Consider the following 17638-nt stretch of genomic DNA (forward strand, 5'->3'; position numbering starts at 1 on the left):
TTATGGGTTGTCTACTGAATGGGGAAGCTTACGGCTCCTGCAGGCACCGCCCAGTGCCTACAAGTTGTTGTAGTGTTCGGCTCAGGGGTTGGGTTGTCCGGCACGGGTGCCACGCATCAGCGGCCTAACGAGTCGTTCAAGCCGAAGCCGCTTCGTTACGCGGTCCAGGCGGCAGGTAAAGCTTGCCACCTGGCCCGCTCCACTACGCGTCTCAGCTTAACTCTGGTGTTAGGCCTGCATGGAGATCCACGAGTGCTCGGTTGGGAAGTCATCGTGTACCGCCCGGTCACGCCGGACATCTTCATTGCTCGCTGGAAGACCGGCGTGTTCGGCTTAAAGTGGCTTGACCAACTGGCCAATGGCAACAAAGCAATTGACCTTGGTGGATACGGCTATCCAAACAAGTACGTGGTTACGGCCGGGGTTCTCCTGCCAATAATCAAGGCCGGACTGCCCGCAAACGACAGTCCGCTGGTCATCGGCGACGACTACGTGCTTCCGGAAGGTTGGAGCAGTGAGGTCAATTGGAATCAGCAAGAGGTTCTGGCCTGCCATGGCAGTGACCAGTTAATAGTTGAGGCCTGGGATCAAAGTTGACGGTCTGCAGGCCTAACAATTCATTCAAGCCGAAGCCGCTTCGCGGCTCGGCTTAATTCAGGCGTTATGCGCCAAGGGAGTTGTAATGGATTTCGTAGTGATAGACGTCGAGACAGCCAATCCCAACTTAGCGAGCATCTGCCAAGTGGGAATTGCTGTCTTTTCGGGCGGCTGTTTGGAAGAATCCTGGAGTTCCTTGGTAAACCCAGACGACTACTTTGATTCTTACAATGTCGCCGTTCACGGCATTGAAGAGAGCCAAGTGGTTAACGCACCGCGCTGGGCCGAAGTCCACGACCGTCTGAGTAAAAGCTATTCCAACCAGATCCTAGCTAGTCACACGCCGTTTGACCGCACGGCAGTTCAAAGAGCGTGCCAAAAGGCCGGTACAACGCCATTTGAGTGCCGGTGGTTGGATACTGCACGTGTAGTCCGGCGCACGTGGCCGGAATTCTCTAAGTCAGGCTACGGACTGGCTAATGTTGCATCGCACCTCGGGATCAACTTCAAGCATCACGATGCAGAAGAAGATGCCCGTGCCGCGGGAGAAATCCTCCTAAGAGCAATTCAAGAAAGCGGTTCAACTGTGGACGAGTGGTGCAGCTTGTCCCTCAAGTCCAACTCACTTACGGCTTCCACGGAAGCCCGTGATGGAAACCCGGATGGACCGCTTTTTGGAAACATTGTAGTGTTCACTGGCGCACTATCTGTACCGCGCAGGGAAGCTGCAAATGCCGCGGCCGCCGCCGGCTGTGAAGTGGGAACCGGGGTTACAAAGCACACGACAATCCTCGTTGTAGGGGACCAAGACATTCGCAAGCTCGCTGGTTCAGACAAGAGTTCCAAACACAAAAAGGCCGAGACGCTTATGGCTAAGGGTCAGTTGATTCGCGTCGTAGGCGAAAGTGACTTTGGGCAACTCATCAATTCATAGCACCAGCTCACAGGCTGGCGCACAACAAGTCATTCAAGCCGAACCCGCGAAGTCCCATTTGCAGGCAGACTCGTAGTTCGACTTCCATCAGCACCCCGGCCACGCGTTGCGGGTCGGCTTAATTCCGGTGTTAGGCCGCTGGGGAGTTCATGGCCAGTCCAACCAACAAGCTTCTGGTACTTGGCGCCGCCCTTAGCGGGCTCGCCGCGCTGATGCATCTTGCGTGTCTGGCAGTAGGTGCTCCGCTCTTTCGGCTCTTGGGCGCCGGAGAGCAGATGGCGCAGCTGTACTTGGCCGGCCACTGGTATCCCACCGTCGTTACCCTGGTCATTGCCGGCGTTCTTGCTGCTTGGAGCGCTTACGCCTTGTCCGGAGCCGGCGTGATTCGCAAGCTGCCGTTGCGCCGTACCGCCCTCTGCGCAATCACCGCCATCTACATTGTCCGGGGCGTCGCGTACGCGCCGGTCATGGCGTACTTCCCGGGAAACAGCATGACGTTCTGGGTCGTAAGCTCTTCAATCTGCCTGCTGATCGGCATCGTCCACCTTGTGGGGCTTCGGCAGTCTTGGGGCAGGCTGTCGGGCGGCGCGGCCTAACAGTGCGTTCAAGCCGAAGCCGCTTCGTTCCGCAAAGCACATGGCAGGTACAGCTTGCCATGTGCTTCGCTCCACTACGCGTCTCGGCTTAACTTAGGTGTTAGACGTGCTTTGAGCCCTTCACTACTCACAATCATTAGAAAATCTGATCCCGTGCTGTGGGGTCTCGGACTGCTTATTGTTGCGTTGTCCGTTCATAAGCACGGAGCCGCGCAAGGGCTCCAGATCTCCGCGTCCATTGCCTACTTGATTGCCTTGCTGCGCCTTTGCGTTTCAATTTCCATGGCGTTCCTGTTGCGGCGGCCCATCATCGGCAAATCGGAGCGGCTGTTGCTAGCACTTGTCGCAGCTTACGCAGTCGCCTCTTTAGCCTTCAGCTGGTCCTCTCTGCTTTTCTTAAGCATCATTGGTGGTGTGGGCGGTTTTTTTGTCGGCACTGTTTGTGCAATTGCCTCGCCGTACCACCGGTGGCGTTAGCTCCCACGGCGGCACGTCTAACAATTCGTTCAAGCCGAACTTGCTTCGCTACACCAACAACATGGCAGGAAAAGCTTGCCATGTTGTCGCCTCCGCTACGCAAGTCGGCTTAACTCAGGTGTTAGGTCGCAGCAAAAGCATCATCGGCGTCCGCGCGGTGTCGTAGCGACTGCTTGAATCGCTTCACCGTAATTTCTGGTCCCGCAACACCTGATTGGAGCGCTCCGCCGGGGTCAGCGGATACATCCGCAGGCCTGCGCCGTTGGGTTCTCGCTCGGGCACAACGCGGCGACCGTGCACATCCGCGCAGTCCAGTTCAACGGGAGCAGTCACGGTCTCTGGCGCTGCGCCCAGCAGGGTCTTTCACCGCTGACTTTTCTCGGCTACCTTTGCAACCTAACTGGCAGTTCAAGCCGAACGCCCGAAGTCCCATTTCCAGGCAGACGCGTTACTCAATTTCAGTCAACCTCCGGTGTACGCGTCGGGCGTCGGCTTAACTACGGTGTTAGGCCGCTCTCACGGCATCGCGTTATCCGGGGGCGTGGCAGGCCCGCTGCATTCCGCTCGTCCGGAGCAACCATCGGGCACCTCGCGCGCGCGGTGAGCGGCATCGGCAAGTAGGCCTGTCGCACCTCGGCTTCGGCCAGGCGCGACCCCCGCAAGAGTCGACCTGACGGCTCGGCTTCGGACGCTGCGCCGTGAGAGTTCTCGGCCGCGCGGGCCGTGCCCCGGGCTTCGCTCATGCCGGGCACCGCCAGCGTCCGCAAGTTGTTGTAGTGTTCGGCTCAGGGGTTGGTCGCAGAGCGGGCGCCATGCCAGGTCTCGGCGGCCTAACGATTCATTCAAGCCGACGCTGCTTCGCAGCGCGGCTTAATTCTGGTGTTAGGGCCCATGATGACCATCTTTCGTACGTCCATAGTTCTTCTATTGGCGCTGTGCTCTGGGCAGGCATTTGCATGTATGCCAGCATTTCCCAGCGATGAATTGGCTCGCGAAGGGCGCAATATCCTCATCGGTACGGTCGAGAGCTATAGTCTTGTGAAGCGCCCGGAAGGGGCAACAGTTCCAGCCCTCTCTAGCACCAACAGCCGATCGCTCGCCGCCCCCGAACTCTTGGTGAAGGTCAAGAAGATCGAGACTCTCCAGGGTACGGCTCCGGCCACTGTTACCGCAGTCTCTCCCTGCCATCTTCCTTTGCGGGCTGGTGACAGGGTCGTCGTTGCTACCTATGCGGGGCGCAGGGTCGCCTTCCCTGCTGAAATGTACGAGGATTCGTATCGGGGTGTGTGGGGCTCTGGGCCCTAACAATGCGTTCAAGCCGACACCGCATCGGGTCGCAAACCACATGGCAAGAAGAGCTTGCCATGTGCTTCACGCCCCGCTGCGGCGCGGCTTAACTTAAGTGTTAGGCCTTGTTTCCCGCAGTGTCGTAGCCGGGTTCTAGGTGCCTTGCAGCATCTCGCTCATCTGCGGCATTTGCACTTCGCACGCGCGGGAGCTGCATCGGCAGTCACCCGTGGTGCGCCTCGGCTTCGGACAGGCGCGACTTTGGCGCAAGTACGATCATCCTGATTCGGCTTCGTGAGGGTTAGCGGTGCGAGTTCTCGGCCGCGCGCCAGGGCAATCCGGCTCCGTCCGCAGCAAGCTCAAGCCCGAGCTGCCGGGCCAGACTTGTTGTACTGTTTGGCCAGGGGTTGGGTCGCGGTGCTGGGCATCGGCGGCCTAACAAGTCATTCAAGCCGATGCCGCTTCGCGGCACGGCTTAATTCCGGCGTTAGGCGTGAAGCCCTGCGCCGAGTAGATGGAGAGCACCATGAACAATCGATTCTTTGGGCTTTCCAACATCTATCTGAAAGTCGGCTTCTTGCTAGTAGTCGCCGCCTTGGTGCTGTTGGGCGCAGTCGTAGCCATCCCATCGTTCGGAGGACTCGCGATCAACCAAGCGTTCGGCTTCCTGCTTTTCTCGGGTGCAATCTTGTACGTTATCGGCCGGGTAGTTCAGGTCCGACGCTCACGTGCGCGGGCCTAACGAGTCATTCAAGCCGATGCCGCTTCGCGGCACGGCTTAATTCCGGTGTTAGGCGCCACTGCAGATGACTCTAGCAATCCGACAAATGCATGACGCAACCTTGGTGGCCATTCGGTTTGACTGGGCCACCCGGACTTGCACTCTTGAGTTCGCTGGCGCTCCCGACCTGCTTGAACCATTTGCTGTCGTATTCTCAGATGTGACTGAACTTGTGGTGCCTGCTCATCAGGCCTGGGGATCTTCGGTCTCCGTGTTGGAAGTTGTAGAGCAAGGGCCGGGGCGCTACGACTTCGCCATGCAATCCGGTGACACCATCACGGTGGTGGCGTCTAACAATTCATTCAAGCCGACGCCGCTTCGCGGCACGGCTTAATTCTAGTGTTAGGCATAAGAGGGGGCAACTTGGGAGCTATTGGAAAGGCATTGCTTCTTGCCGCTTGGTGATGGTCGCTAGCTGCGCCTCGGTGTCGCCCCGAGAGCCCACCGCAGGTCAGCTTCCTGCAGAGATATCCGCAGTGCGTGGAGACGAATTCGTCTGGAGAGGCCGCAACTACTCGGTAGATCGTATGGGAGACGCCATCCGGGCGGCCAAGCATTCGGAGGGCATCACTTCAGTAGTGCTGCTCTACGATCAGGAAGCGACAGTCCAAAACATTATTGACGTAGCGCAGATTGCACGTGCAGCAAGTCTCCCGGCGTTCTACCAACAGGATGACAGACTCAATCACATAAAGATTACCCGGTGATGGGTGAAATCACGCTACAAGCGAGAGACGCGGGTGAATTCACACTACAAGTGCGACACGTGCCTAACAGGTCGTTCAAGCCGAACCCCCGAAGTCCCATTTTCGGGCAGAGTCATCGCTCTGTTTCCGCCAACGTCCGGCGTACGTGTCGGGGGTCGGCTTAACTACGGTGTTAGATGCCCAGGGGGCAACATGCACAGAGTCTTCGCGTTTTGGCTATTACTTCTTGGGGTTCCACCGTGCTTCGCTGGAGACATCAAAGAGGTGGATACTTATGTGACCGGCGTAACCCCTGACGCGTATATTGGGGAGGAGTTTCGCGTCGACGTAACGCGTGCGATTTTGGCTGCGCAACGCGGAAACGACCGAGCTGCTTGGGAGGCGTTGTCTTCCGTTCTAGCGTTCTGCGACGAGCAACGAGGGAGTGATGAAAAGCCAGTCTTCAGTGTCACCAACGACGCGGAAGCGAAGGAATACTTGGCTGAGGCCAGACCGCAAGCGAGGCCGAGGTTCATAGATCATGCTTGCCCTGCGGCGTACAAGACCGCTGCATTCCTCTCGGTTAGGGCTAAGGAGTCGAACGCGGCATTTGATTACCTCGACCGAGCGCAGAAGCTTGCCCCCCACTGGGCGGAGCCTCTGGCTGAACGTGCGTATCTTATCGGTAGTCTTGGGGATCGCGCGGCTTCGCTTGAGATGTATCAGAGATCCCTCACTCTCGTCGAAAAGTATCCGAGCTCCACCTATCTAAAGCCGCTAGTACTACGTGGAATCGGCTTCGCGCTAATTGAACTTGACCGTCTTGACGAGGCCCAGCTTGCGTTTGAAGCGTCATTGGAGGTGGAGCCACGCAATGAGCTCGCCAAAAATGAACTGATTTACATTGAACAGATTAGGGAGCGAAAGGCAGCATCTAACTAGTCGTTCAAGCCGAACCCCTCAAGTCCCATTTACAGGCAGAGTCACGGTTCCATTTCCGCTAACGTCCGGCGTACGCGTCGGGGGTCGGCTTAACTACGGTGTTAGCTATCTATGAATATCTTCATCCACCTAATTTTAATAACCATGCTCTCACTGTCAGCTAAAGCATGGGCACATGAAAGCGAGAAAAAAGGCGATGACGATTCAGTAACGAAGCTCCTCTCACCGGAGAATGCTAACGAGCTTGTCGGGCTGCTAGTAATCGGTCGCGACATCGAATGGCTCCAAAAAGGGAACCAACCACCCGAGACCACCGCTGAATTCAGCAAGCCACCGGAGGCTGTTAACGGCGACCGGCTATACGTACTAGCATTTTTGACCAACCCGGGTGTCGATACCAATGGAATTACTAACGTAATATGTGACATGACTATGACTCGGCCCGACGGCTCACGCGCAGTGAATCAAGTCGGGGTGCCCTGCCTCCACGTTCCACTCGAGAGTGATCCCACGCACCTATATCAAGTTAGCGGAGGACTAGGGTTTCTCGCCGAGCCTTCAGATCTTCGTGGGGAATGGAGGGCAGAGGTTACTCTGCACGATAGGGCGCGGGGTACTCGCCACCCCCTGATGGGATCTTTCATCGTAAAGTAGCGCCGCGCTAGCTAACTGGTCATTCAAGCCGAACCCGCGAAGTCCCATTTCCAGACAGAGTTGTGGTTCGACTTTCATCAGCGTCCGGCTCACGCGTTGCGGGTCGGCTTAATTCCGGTGTTAGGTGCTGAACTGACAGATCATGGAATCTTGGGGACCAGCAATAAGCGGCGTAATCGGAGGCACACTCGCTACTTGGCTATGCGCTGCATGGTCAAGGTGGGTTCCAACCGTATGCAACCGCAAGCAATCCAAGACGCTACTTCGCCAGAATCGCGCAGCTATTTGGATGTCAAACATTGTCTTTTTCACTGGGATCATCGCAGGGATATTGGCGTACACAGAGGGTTATTTCCAAGACAACGATTGGCGTGGCTTCGGACTTGGGGCGGGGTTCGGCTTCACTGCTCCACTTCTCATTCTTCCACTTTTCGCTATAGCCGGTGGTCGAGATCCCCGGGAGGCATTTGTCGCATTCGCAATCTCGCAGAGAAGTCCAATGTTTGCCCTCTACGGACTTCTCATCGCGGGCACTGGAATCTTCTGCTGGGCCTTGGTCAGCACCCTCAGCACCTAACTATTCGTTCAAGCCGACACCGCTTCGTAGCTTCACCTTTGCGCCTGCGCTACGCTAGCGCAAAGCTTTCGCCACTGCGCGGCGCGGCTTAACTCAGGTGTTAGCACTCAACAGCCACAGCATCGAGGCCGTATGAACTCAAAAAGCATGTGTCTTGTAGCTGCGATAGCCGCGGCCACGCTCGTTGGCTGTAGCGGTTCAGAACCGGACCATCGGGGCGCGGAAACGGCATTGCCGGCACGAAAGGTCACGCCCTCGCCGGCAAGCTCATATGTGGTACCGCCTGCCGGCACGAAAACGCTTATCAAACAGATCGGGGCTCGGCGAGACGAGACTGGCGGCATCGTTATTGAAGGCGTAGCGCTGCTTCCACCAGGAACGAAAATCGGCATCGACCGATACAGCCAGACCGGAAGAATCGAAGCTCAAGCGAAAGCCACGGTAGGGCCTGACGGCGGCTTCACCAGCGAGCCTTTCTCGAATCTAGGACAGCCGATCGCCGCCGGCAGCAACCGCATTGGCATTAGCTCCTACTTCAACCGGGCTTGGCAGTCGGAGGCGGTTATCGCCGTCGTGGGAGACGGAGGCAAAAACCTGCCATCGGAGGCGCTGTCACCTGATGATTCGGAATTTCCCGATGCAAGTCGGCACCTTCAGGAAGAGCGTCAGGTTGATTTTCCGCCCGCTCCAGAAGATGTCGTCGCTATCAGTAAGGTCAAGGGCGCAAAGCTTCTCGTCCAAGGCCAAGGAAAGTCCGCTGAGCCTATTGGAGAAGTTGTTCAAATATTCAGCAAGTCACCTGGCTTCACCCCACTGAGATGGTCTGCGGCGAAATCGGGTTCCAAATGGATCGTTACACTGGATGCGCAGGAGCCGGCCGGCCGTAGACAGGCCCAGTGGGAGTACGACCCCGCCAGCGGCAAGGTCAGATATCTGGATCCGCTCGCAAAGATCCTCAGCTGGGTGCCTGCGGACTAGTACGGTTGAATGCTAACAATTCGTTCAAGCCGAACGCCCGAAGTCCCATTTCCCGGCAGACGCGTTGCTCAATTTCAGCCAATCTCCGGTCTACGCGCCGGGCGTCGGCTTAACTACGGTGTTAGGGCGCATTTGGAGATCGTCGTGAGCAAAGTCACAGGTGACGCAGGTGAGTGGTACACCCTGAGCCAATTTGCTTTCGCGGGCGTGGCAGCGGCAAAGATGCCCGATAACTGGAAGGAGTACGACCTCATTCTAGATTTCGAGGGACGCCTATCCCGGGTTAGCGTGAAAACCCGCCGTCGTACGGAGAAGTGGAGCTCCGCGCCTTGGTTTAACTTCGATGATAGGCAAAACAACGTCGATATCATCGTTTTCGTTCTAAAGGCAGACACGTCCCTTGAGTCGTGGGTTGTTCCGTTCGAGCTCGCACTTGAACACGCCAGGCTTCCTTCCCCAACCGCTAGGGATCGTTGGTCGCGGGATATGCACCTAGCAACGCTCCAGTCGGAGCTGAGCTGTTTCAAAGATCGCTGGGATTTGCCGACCCGTTTTGACAAGTTTGTAGAAAGACCCGTGACGCCTGACATCCCGTCGCACGCAGAACAACTTGCGCAGCTCAAGGCTGGCAAGCGGTGATGCGCCCTAACAAAGTGTTCAAGCCGAAACCGCTTCGTTCCATCAAGCACATGGCAGGTAGAGCTTGCCATGTGCTTGGCTCCACTACGCGGCTCGGCTTAACTTAGGTGTTAGGCCGCTCATGAATAATCTTCGAAGTCTTGCGATCACCATCTATGCTCTGATGGCTCTTTGTGCGCCAAGCCCATCTCATGGGCAGGCTACCGGGCCTATCATGGGTGCATTCAATCTCCACTTCACAGACGACCTTGTTGGCAAGTGTGCTGCGAGCTATCCAGCAAGCGCAGCAAACATTACCGAAGCGTTTGAGAGCATGAAGATCAGAAATAGATCTTACCTGTCATTTAGCGACTGGAATGACATCAGGCGCAAGAATAAGGAAATTGCCTTAGCTCAGCCGGAGCGCAACGAATACATAAATGAGATTGTCAACGATCGGAGTTGCGCGCTCGTGCTCGGTCAACTTTCAGTCAGTGGCGAACTTGATCAACACATTGCCAAGCACTTTCCAAAGATCTATGGGCCCTAAGGCGCGGCCTAACGATTCGTTCAAGCCGATGCCGCTTCGCGGCACGGCTTAACTCTGGTGTTAGGCCTGCTATGAAATGGCGTGAGCCCTGGAGACAATCAGTGACCCGACAGGGTGTGCCGCCGAATGCGTGGCGCCGGATACTTCGTGGCTTCCTGACGTGGTACGGCATTCTTGCCGTGCTGATGATCATCTACGCTCTAGTAGGAAGGATCTCTTTCCAAGACCTTCCGGGTCGCCTTCTCGAGACCTCGGCATTTGCAGCCGCACTCTCTATTGTTCTCTACCTGGTCTGGTACCTCAGTCCGCGGAAGATTGATTCCGGTCCGCGAGGGATTGTCGTGACCAAGTCGGACGAGATTCTGCTCATTCCATGGCAGGCAATTGCATCGTTCCGGGTTTCACGAGCAATCTTGCCGGGGGTCTTGTCTCTACGATTGCACTCCGGGGAGGAGCACACCCTTGCTTTGGCCTCAAGCGTTCGAGCTGACGAAATCACTAGAGAACTCGCGGAGATGACCGGTGCGCAGGCCTAACAAATCATTCAAGCCGATGCCGCTTCGCGGCACGGCTTAATTCTGGTGTTAGGCCCGCTTTGATGACTCTTCGCATCTCACACAGGCAAACCACTTTCTGGGACTTCTCGAGTTCCGGTGAGGTGGCGCGCATCCACTTTGTAGAGAAGCAGGAACAGTCGTATGTTTCGCCAGACTGCGATGGACCTCATGTGGTGTCAGATCATCCTGTCCTGCTTGATTACAAAGACCCATGGCGCTCTGTGTACGTTTCTTCGGCCGCTAGCCAACCTGAGGCTGCGCTCGAGTACTTGGCGGCCGAGATTGCTTCAATCGTTGCGCCTTGGCGGTCTTCCTCCAACTACTTCAATGATCTCGTAGACCCACTAGAACTGTTGCGCGGCGGGTCCGGCCTCCTGGCCTATGCGCCCCAGACAGTGGCGGATCGTCTCTGTGCTGCGCTGGATGCCTTGGGCATTAGCTTCAGTGCCATTCCTTTTAGGCAGCCTCGCTGGCCTATGCAAGCTCTCATCGCTGGGCAGAACTTTGTCGTAGCCCGAGAGTTCCGCATGGCGAGCGGGCCTAACAATTCATTCAAGCCGATGCCGCTTCGCGGCACGGCTTAATTCAGGCGTTAGGTCGCAGCAAAAGCATCATGGGCGTCAGTGCGATGTCGCAACGATTGTTTGAGTCGCTTCAGGGCAATTTCTGGTGTCGCAACAGATGACTGGTCCGCGCTGCCGGAGTCAGCGGAGACATTTGCAGGCCTGCGCCGCAGGTTTCTCGCTCGGGCACAACGCGGCGACCGGGCAAGTCCCCGCAGTGCAGCTCATCGGGCGCAGGCACCGTCTCTCGCGTTACTGCCAGCAGGGTCTTTCACCGCTGACTTTTCTCCGCTACCGTTGCAACCTAACTGGCAGTTCAAGCCGAGCCCCCGAAGTCCCATTTCCAGGCAAAGTCATAGTTCCATTTCCATCAGCATCCGGCCAACGCGTTGGGGGCCGGCTTAACTACGGTGTTAGGTCGCTGCAAAAGCATCATGCGCGGCAGTGCACTGTCGTAACCGCCGCTTGACTCGCTTCACCATCATTTCTGGTTTCGCAACACCTGCTCTCCTCCACCCCACTGAAGTCAGCGGAGACGTCCGAAGGCCTGCGCCGCTGGGTTCTCACTCGGGCACGTCGCTGCAACCGTGCAGTCTCGCGCAGTCCAGTTCATCGGGCGCAGCTACGGGTTCCAGCGCTGCTCCCACCAGGGTCTTTCGCAACTGACTTCTCTCGGCTACGGTTGCAACCTAACTGGTGGTTCAAGCCGAACGCCCGAAGTCCCATTTCCAGGCAGACGCGTTGTTCAATTTCAGTCGACTTCGGGGCTACGCGCCGGGCGTCGGCTTAACTACGGTGTTAGGCCCGCTAGATGCAGACTCGCAAGATTGGACAACCGTTAAACAGTGCAGCGCTCGCAGCGCTTGCCGCGGCGGTCGCGCTGTCGGTTCCGGTTGCTGAGCGTCTCGTCGCCGCTGCGTGGCAGTGGTACAAATTCGCGGGCTACTCCAACGACGGCCACATCAGCCTTAGCCTCAGCACTAGTCTGCTTTTCTCCAGTCTGCTCGCAACTACGTTCGGCTTTGCTTTGTGCGTCAATCGCGTTGCTGCGCGACGTTCCGCACCTCGCGCAGTAGCTTGGTCGCTGTGGGCAATGTACGTTACAGCTGCCGCTGCGGCGGCATACTGGCTCCTAGGCTTCAGCAGCCTCAATGCCTGGCGGGCCTAACAATTCGTTCAAGCCGAAACTACTTCATTACACCAACAACATGGCAGGTAAAGCTTGCCATGTTGCCGGCTCCACTACGTAGTTCGGCTTAACTCTGGTGTTAGATCAATTATCTCGCGGCGAGGCGGCACATGTGGGTGCACACTCAAGGAGACATCCATGTTTAGGATTGCCCGCTTCTTCGTTGTTCTACTCATGATCTTGAGCTCGCCGGGGGTCTTCGCCACTCTTGTCAAGGCACAACTCGCGGCTGGACTGGTCCGGGTGGAGCTTCCGCGCTATCACCAAGGCATTGTTCTTGATAACGCGACTATTTCGGTTCGTTATCTGCACTCCGATGCTGGCCCACCTCCATTTCCTTATGAGTTAATTGTAGTAAACGGTGAATTTCGGTCTGGCGGAAACCTGAATATCTTGATGCACGGCGGAGAAGCTTGTGAGGACTCTACAGAATCGCTCAGGAAGGATGCGGTCTGGGAGGGACGCAGATGTCTCGACTGGAGCGAAGATCTCTACCTTATAGTCGACTTCACGGCTGTCTTCGAAGGTGTAGAGCCTGATCGAGGGCGCGAATTCCTAGCTCAGAGCTATATTACCTTGTACGGTCAGCCAAATATAACGACCTCCCTTGTAGAGGGCGAAATCAGGTGACCAAAGGACATCTAACTGGTCATTCAAGCCGAACCCACGTCGAACCATTTCCAGGCAGACTCGCAGTTCGGCTCCCATCAGCATCCGGCTCACGCGTTGCGGGTCGGCTTAATTCCGGTGTTAGCTGCCAAATGGACTTTCCATGAGATTCGTAGGAAGAATTTCCGACTGGAACGAAGTCAAAGGCTACGGCTTTGTTACACCACATGACGGTGGAGACCGCGCCTTTGTTCATATCAAGGCGTTCCAGTTCGGGTCTCGCAGGCCAGTTGACGGCGACCTCATCTCATACGCGGCAGCAAAAGATGCCCGCGGCCGAACAACCGCAACAGACGCACGGCACGCCGGTCAGAAGATCCAGCAACGTAAGCCATATAGGCCGTTGCCGCGGCTGGCTCTTGGTGTCATTTTCTTGGTCGCGGTCACACTAGGCTTGCTCTTTGGCCGCGTCCCGGCGGTGATCACAGTCGGCTACATGCTGCTTAGCTGCGTGTCCTACATCATGTATTCGCTGGACAAGGCTGCTGCTGGCAAAGACATGCAGCGGACTCCGGAAAGCACGTTGCACCTAGCGGACTTGCTGGGTGGCTGGCCTGGTGCGCTCATTGCGCAGCAACAGTTCCACCATAAGACTGTAAAGGCGTCGTTTCAGCAGGCCTTTTGGGTTACGGTACTCGTCAACATTGCAGTTGTCGTTTGGCATGTGCATAGCGGCCTTGCACACGCAATCACAGCTACGCTGCTTGGCACCTAACTCGTCGTTCAAGCCGAACCCCCGAAGTCCCACTTTCAGGCAGAGTCATTGCTCTATTTCCGCCAACGTCCGGCCCACGCGTTGGGGGTCGGCTTAATTCCGGTGTTAGGCAGCAAGAACAATGAGGATCGCTGCGATGGAAATTCAGCAATTTCAAAATCGAGTTAGTGAATACATCAAGTCCCATCCACATGAAGTGGGATTCTTATGTTTCTTTGCGGCATTCGCACTCGTTTGGGTGCAGGCAGATAACATTGGGGCATTCATCCGTGGCTTCTTTGATGGCGTTTATGATGCAGGTCATCGGTAAGAGCTAGTTCTTGCTGCCTCACCATTCATTCAAGCCGGCGCCACTTCGTGGCGCGGCTTAACTCAAGTGTTAGGCCGCTAAGACAAGGAATCGAGTCATATGGAAGAATCTCGCGCTGACGCAATCGCTCGAGCCATCCTGCAGCCAGACCTCAAGGCCCGAGAAGAACTCCGGCGCAAGAGGGCTAAAGAGGCGTCGTGGCTCGTTGAGAAGCGCAAGGTTGCTTGGCTGGCGCTCATTGGCTTCGCAGTCGGTGCCGCTGCTGCCATCTACGGTGGGGAACGCTTCACCAATGGCGCACTGTGGGGATCCTTGAGCGGTGGAGCTATTGGTTGGCTGTGGATCGGGTGGCGTAGCTGGCGGGGCGCGGCCTAACAAGTCGTTCAAGTGGAACCCCGAAGTCCCATCTTCAGACAGAACTGTTCTTCCATTTCCGCCAATCTTTGGACTACTCGTCGGGGGTCGGCTTAAATACGGCGTCAGGTGCGCTACTGCACCGCAAGGAGGCATGGAGTGAAACTGACAGACTCGGAGATTCGCCACTTCAAGAATGTACTGTGGGGCACCCGCTTCTGGGCGTGGTTCCGCTGGGTTCTGTTGGGTGTTCTGGGCTACACCGCCGTCGCACACTACAGCGGCTGGAAGCCAATGAGCCGTCCTGACTGGCTGGTTGCCGGAGCGCTTTACATGCTTGTCGCTTGGCCAGGCCTGTGCCGCACCTACGTATTTCACACGCTTCGCCGCGTTGTGGCCGAGGACCCGGAGGCGCGGGCACAGCTTGCTGCGGCTGGCGTTAAGGAGTTCGCGCCTGGCACACCGGCGGGGCGCGCCTGACAATCCGTTCAAACCGATGTGCGGCAGTTCCTGCCAAAGCGGGGTTGGGGCGTCGCAGGAAGTCCAACCTGTGTTATTAGGCCCTATCTCATCAACAAGGAGCCGTTATGAAGAACCTGATTACCGTTGCTTTGCTCTGCATGTCGTCGGTTGTTGTCGCCAACCCCAGCGCCCCGGCTCAGGCTGACCTGTGGACCAACGCTCGCCCCGACGTGCAGGTTTCAGTTGTCCGCGGCAAGGCGATGGACACCTATGAGCTCTCCGCATCTATTTCTGATTTGCGTACGGGACAGGTGCTGTCGGAGCCAAAGCTCATCGCGACGCCAGGGAAACCAGCACAGGTCCAGGTTGGTGCGACCGGCGCCGATGGCATGATCAGCGTGGAGTTCACCGTGACCGTAGCCGACTCGGGAGACATGGCGACGTACTCTTCTCAGGTCAAAGACAACGGCGTCGCAATCAGTTCGCAAAGCTTCACGCTTGCGGTAGCGCGTTGATTTCACTGTCAGGACAGGAGTCTTCAAACGCGCTGGCCAAGAAAGTGGTGCATGGCCGAGTCAATGACCGCCGTCACTCTGGATCGGTTCGACCGGCTGGGATCGCTGGCTGTAGCTGAAAGCCGATGCGCGAGTTAGACCTCGCATACGTGCACCAGGGATGCCGGCCGTTCCCATTGTTTTCGAATCGAGCGAGTCGGAACAACCGGCCGCTGCTCTGGACCTGCGTCTCCCCGAACACCCGCTCCCTGCCGGACGAGGCCCGATGGAGCGCCGCAGTGCGCTCGCGGATCCCCATTTGAACCGCCTGAATCTGAGTTTCCAGGACCGCTCGGTCGGCGGAACGATGCAACGCATGGTCAAGGCCGGAATCTGTAAAGATCTTCGCAACGCGCTGACGTCTGGCATCGGCGACACCGCCGTGGTTGTGAACACCATGAAACAGCATGGATGTCGTGTTTAGCCCAAGCCATCAAACCGAGCTTGCGTGAGGCTGATCGGTTGCCGCTTGTTCCAGCCTGATGACAACCTGGTCACGCTCGATCTGGTCTTATGCCGGGGTACCACGTCCGTCAGCCGCTTGCCATTCCGGCCAAGTCGGGTGCGCTGGATTGACCCACCCCGGCGGCGCCACCGTCCAGATCGAGAGGTTCACGATGAAGATTCTTGCCCCCGCCGCCTTTGCGTCCGTTTTGCTGATGTCCGCGTGCGTGACGTCGCCACAGTCCCCGGCCGATTCCAGCGCGCAGAGCTACCGCTGCGAAAGTGGCCAGACGATTACCGCCAGCTACCCCACCACCGACTCGGCGACCGTGCAGTACAAGGGCAACAGCCACACCATGGCGATTGCCGTTTCCGCCAGCGGCGCACGCTACCTGGGCGGCGAGATGGAGTGGTGGACCAAGGGCTCCGGCACTGGGTCGGAAGGCACGCTGTTCCGGCACATGCCCGACAACACCACCGGCGAGGTCATCGAGACCTGCACCGCCATCTGATTCGGCCGGGTTCAGCGTCCCAACACGCCCGGGTTCATCAGGCCCTTCGGGTCGACTTGCTGCTTGATCGCATCGAGCATCGCCAACGCCGCCGGGTCGCGCCCTTCGCGGTAGGTGTAGAACTTGCCGATCTGGAAGCTCGCCGCGCCGTGCGCACGCATGGTGTCGGCGATCTTGCGCTTGAGTGCGTCAGTGGCCGCGCGCGCCGGCAGGTTCTCGCCAGGGCAGCCGATCCTGGCGCGGTGATCGGGGTCCACGGTGCGCACATGGAAGGCGTTGTGCGAGTCGGGCCAGTAGATGCACGGCTCGATCAGCGTCGCCTGCGCGCCGACGGTGGTCATCAGGGTGCCGATGAACAGGCCGTGCTCGTCCATTACCGCCTTCTCGGAGGCAAACAGGTCCTGGAGGGCGTTGAACAGCTCGGTGCTGCGCGAGTGCGGCACGATGCCGTGGATCGGCGCCCAGCGCTCGCCGGCTGAGCCGAGCATCGCGTTCTTGGCCGCGAACGGGTTGGCCGCCATCACCTTGGGCACGCTGTTCTCGACCTCGGTGCCGAATGCCGCCACCGCCTTGCGGGCCGCCGCGACGCGCGCGTTGATCTCCCCCTCCGAGTCGGCCTCCAGGGTGATGTGCAGGGTGAACAGTTCCGGGTCGAGGAAGTCGCGGCCCTTGGTCACCAGCTTCAGGCCCTGCATCAGGCCGCCCTTCTTGATCACGTTGCCGAGGCTTTTGACATCGCTGCTGAGGCTGGCGCGGCGCATGCGGATCTGCGACAGGCTGGGATCGAAGGCGGCAATCTCCGAGGCCAGGCCGGCGCGGGCCAGTGCGCCCATCGCGTCCATCAACTGGTCGGCGCGCTCGAACTGCCAGGAGAGGTAATCGATGTGCGAATGCCTGGGCAGCAGGCGCAGGCTGGCGCGAACCTTGATGCCGAGCAGGCCGCAGTCGCCGAGGAAGACGCCGGTCAGGTCGGGGCCGTGCCAGCGGAAAAACGGCGTCGCATTGCCCGAGGCGGCCGAGCCGGTGCGCAGGATGTCGCCGTTGGCGGTAACCACCTCCAGTCCGAGCACGGAGTCGGCCGATGAGCCGTAGCGGGCGGAGCCGTGGAACACGCTGCCCTGTGACAGCGCGCCGCCGACGGTCGCGTGCGAGCCCGACATGGGGCCGAAGTACGGGGTACGCACGCCCTTGGCCTGCAACGCCTGCTGCAGGTCTTCCCAGGTGACGCCCGCCTCGACCACCACGTAGGCGTCGCGGACGTTGATTTCAACCACCTTGTCGAGGCCACCGGTGTCGATCAGCACCGTGGGCTGGCGGGTGGCGAGGTAGCCGCCGGTGTAGCTCATGCCACCGCCGCGGGCGATCAGGGTGATGCCAGCAGCCGTCAGCTGTGCCACCGCGGCGGCGAGCTGATCCGCGTCGGTCGGGCGCAGGACGGCCAGTAGCGGCTCGCCCTGGGAGTAGACGTCGGTGCCGAAGTACTCGAGCTCGGCCGGGTCGGTGATGACGGCGTTGCCCCAGCGGGTCTTCAGGTCGGCGATGACGTGATCGGGGGAGAGCGTGCTGCTCATGCGGAAGTCCTCGGAAGTCGTTGCGCCGTTCCGTGCCCTGCGCCTCGGGCGGCGGGTGGGT

General features: G+C 58.3%; 20 protein-coding genes. 19 read left to right on the forward strand and 1 reads right to left on the reverse strand.

The features are described from left to right. The first annotated feature begins 93 nt into the window (after positions 1-93). The 19 genes from INQ43_RS12590 (at position 94) to INQ43_RS12680 (ending at position 16006) form a co-directional block, all read left to right on the forward strand. On the forward strand, positions 94-597 hold the full coding sequence (locus tag INQ43_RS12590; RefSeq protein WP_194036672.1) for a hypothetical protein: 504 nt from the start codon (positions 94-96) through the stop codon (positions 595-597). Positions 598-682: 85 nt separating this feature from the next. Next, entirely contained in the window at positions 683-1531 is an 849-nt protein-coding gene (locus INQ43_RS12595; RefSeq protein ID WP_194036673.1) for an exonuclease domain-containing protein, read from the forward strand. 149 nt (positions 1532-1680) lie between these two features. Then, on the forward strand, positions 1681-2127 hold the full coding sequence (locus tag INQ43_RS12600) for a hypothetical protein (RefSeq protein ID WP_194036674.1): 447 nt from the start codon (positions 1681-1683) through the stop codon (positions 2125-2127). Positions 2128-2280: 153 nt separating this feature from the next. Continuing rightward, on the forward strand, positions 2281-2604 hold the full coding sequence (locus INQ43_RS12605) for a hypothetical protein (protein ID WP_194036675.1): 324 nt from the start codon (positions 2281-2283) through the stop codon (positions 2602-2604). A gap of 1813 nt (positions 2605-4417) precedes the next feature. After that, positions 4418-4633 carry a hypothetical protein gene (locus tag INQ43_RS12610; protein ID WP_194036676.1) on the forward strand — a complete coding sequence of 72 codons (216 nt, stop codon included), beginning with the start codon at positions 4418-4420 and terminating at the stop codon, positions 4631-4633. A gap of 85 nt (positions 4634-4718) precedes the next feature. Then, on the forward strand, positions 4719-5006 hold the full coding sequence (locus INQ43_RS12615) for a hypothetical protein (RefSeq protein ID WP_194036677.1): 288 nt from the start codon (positions 4719-4721) through the stop codon (positions 5004-5006). 565 nt (positions 5007-5571) lie between these two features. Continuing rightward, positions 5572-6300 carry a hypothetical protein gene (locus INQ43_RS12620; RefSeq protein ID WP_194036678.1) on the forward strand — a complete coding sequence of 243 codons (729 nt, stop codon included), beginning with the start codon at positions 5572-5574 and terminating at the stop codon, positions 6298-6300. A gap of 1462 nt (positions 6301-7762) precedes the next feature. Then, entirely contained in the window at positions 7763-8509 is a 747-nt protein-coding gene (locus INQ43_RS12625) for a hypothetical protein (protein ID WP_228062538.1), read from the forward strand. Positions 8510-8653: 144 nt separating this feature from the next. After that, the gene (locus INQ43_RS12630) at positions 8654-9148 is read left to right on the forward strand and encodes a hypothetical protein (protein WP_194036680.1); all 495 of its coding nucleotides are present in this window, start codon (positions 8654-8656) and stop codon (positions 9146-9148) included. 121 nt (positions 9149-9269) lie between these two features. Further along, positions 9270-9677, forward strand: coding sequence for a hypothetical protein (locus INQ43_RS12635; RefSeq protein WP_194034721.1), 408 nt, complete (start codon positions 9270-9272; stop codon positions 9675-9677). Positions 9678-9778: 101 nt separating this feature from the next. After that, complete coding sequence (locus INQ43_RS12640) at positions 9779-10213, forward strand: hypothetical protein (protein WP_194036681.1); 435 nt, start codon at positions 9779-9781, stop codon at positions 10211-10213. 1911 nt (positions 10214-12124) lie between these two features. Then, entirely contained in the window at positions 12125-12616 is a 492-nt protein-coding gene (locus INQ43_RS12645) for a hypothetical protein (RefSeq protein WP_194036682.1), read from the forward strand. A 142-nt stretch (positions 12617-12758) separates the two neighbouring features. Continuing rightward, positions 12759-13370, forward strand: coding sequence for a cold shock and DUF1294 domain-containing protein (locus INQ43_RS12650; RefSeq protein WP_194036683.1), 612 nt, complete (start codon positions 12759-12761; stop codon positions 13368-13370). 136 nt (positions 13371-13506) lie between these two features. Further along, positions 13507-13680, forward strand: coding sequence for a hypothetical protein (locus INQ43_RS12655; RefSeq protein WP_194036684.1), 174 nt, complete (start codon positions 13507-13509; stop codon positions 13678-13680). A 99-nt stretch (positions 13681-13779) separates the two neighbouring features. After that, positions 13780-14055: a hypothetical protein gene (locus INQ43_RS12660; RefSeq protein ID WP_194036685.1), complete on the forward strand. Its 276-nt coding sequence runs from the start codon at positions 13780-13782 to the stop codon at positions 14053-14055. 138 nt (positions 14056-14193) lie between these two features. Continuing rightward, positions 14194-14514: a hypothetical protein gene (locus INQ43_RS12665; protein ID WP_194036686.1), complete on the forward strand. Its 321-nt coding sequence runs from the start codon at positions 14194-14196 to the stop codon at positions 14512-14514. A 107-nt stretch (positions 14515-14621) separates the two neighbouring features. Further along, complete coding sequence (locus INQ43_RS12670; RefSeq protein WP_194036687.1) at positions 14622-15011, forward strand: hypothetical protein; 390 nt, start codon at positions 14622-14624, stop codon at positions 15009-15011. Positions 15012-15171: 160 nt separating this feature from the next. Next, positions 15172-15474: a hypothetical protein gene (locus INQ43_RS12675; protein ID WP_228062539.1), complete on the forward strand. Its 303-nt coding sequence runs from the start codon at positions 15172-15174 to the stop codon at positions 15472-15474. 193 nt (positions 15475-15667) lie between these two features. Then, positions 15668-16006 carry an MliC family protein gene (locus tag INQ43_RS12680; RefSeq protein WP_194034585.1) on the forward strand — a complete coding sequence of 113 codons (339 nt, stop codon included), beginning with the start codon at positions 15668-15670 and terminating at the stop codon, positions 16004-16006. Positions 16007-16017: 11 nt separating this feature from the next. Here INQ43_RS12680 and INQ43_RS12685 read toward each other — a convergent pair whose 3' ends face one another. Then, positions 16018-17577, reverse strand: a complete 1560-nt coding sequence (locus INQ43_RS12685; RefSeq protein WP_194036689.1) for an FAD-binding oxidoreductase — start codon at positions 17575-17577, stop codon at positions 16018-16020. Positions 17578-17638: the final 61 nt, after the last annotated feature.

Source organism: Lysobacter sp. H23M47 (assembly GCF_015209765.1).
GTDB lineage: Bacteria > Pseudomonadota > Gammaproteobacteria > Xanthomonadales > Xanthomonadaceae > Novilysobacter > Novilysobacter avium.

Excerpts from the sequence above, each read along its gene's own strand:
- INQ43_RS12660 (WP_194036685.1), top strand. The coding sequence starts at position 13,780 with ATGGAAGAATCTCGCGCTGACGCAATCGCTCGAGCCATCCTGCAGCCA.
- INQ43_RS12595 (WP_194036673.1), top strand. The coding sequence starts at position 683 with ATGGATTTCGTAGTGATAGACGTCGAGACAGCCAATCCCAACTTAGCG.
- INQ43_RS12685 (WP_194036689.1), bottom strand. The coding sequence starts at position 17,577 with ATGAGCAGCACGCTCTCCCCCGATCACGTCATCGCCGACCTGAAGACC.
- INQ43_RS12675 (WP_228062539.1), top strand. The coding sequence starts at position 15,172 with ATGCCGGCCGTTCCCATTGTTTTCGAATCGAGCGAGTCGGAACAACCG.
- INQ43_RS12615 (WP_194036677.1), top strand. The coding sequence starts at position 4,719 with ATGCATGACGCAACCTTGGTGGCCATTCGGTTTGACTGGGCCACCCGG.
- INQ43_RS12610 (WP_194036676.1), top strand. The coding sequence starts at position 4,418 with ATGAACAATCGATTCTTTGGGCTTTCCAACATCTATCTGAAAGTCGGC.
- INQ43_RS12650 (WP_194036683.1), top strand. The coding sequence starts at position 12,759 with ATGAGATTCGTAGGAAGAATTTCCGACTGGAACGAAGTCAAAGGCTAC.
- INQ43_RS12600 (WP_194036674.1), top strand. The coding sequence starts at position 1,681 with ATGGCCAGTCCAACCAACAAGCTTCTGGTACTTGGCGCCGCCCTTAGC.
- INQ43_RS12635 (WP_194034721.1), top strand. The coding sequence starts at position 9,270 with ATGAATAATCTTCGAAGTCTTGCGATCACCATCTATGCTCTGATGGCT.
- INQ43_RS12670 (WP_194036687.1), top strand. The coding sequence starts at position 14,622 with ATGAAGAACCTGATTACCGTTGCTTTGCTCTGCATGTCGTCGGTTGTT.
- INQ43_RS12655 (WP_194036684.1), top strand. The coding sequence starts at position 13,507 with ATGGAAATTCAGCAATTTCAAAATCGAGTTAGTGAATACATCAAGTCC.
- INQ43_RS12680 (WP_194034585.1), top strand. The coding sequence starts at position 15,668 with ATGAAGATTCTTGCCCCCGCCGCCTTTGCGTCCGTTTTGCTGATGTCC.
- INQ43_RS12645 (WP_194036682.1), top strand. The coding sequence starts at position 12,125 with ATGTTTAGGATTGCCCGCTTCTTCGTTGTTCTACTCATGATCTTGAGC.
- INQ43_RS12620 (WP_194036678.1), top strand. The coding sequence starts at position 5,572 with ATGCACAGAGTCTTCGCGTTTTGGCTATTACTTCTTGGGGTTCCACCG.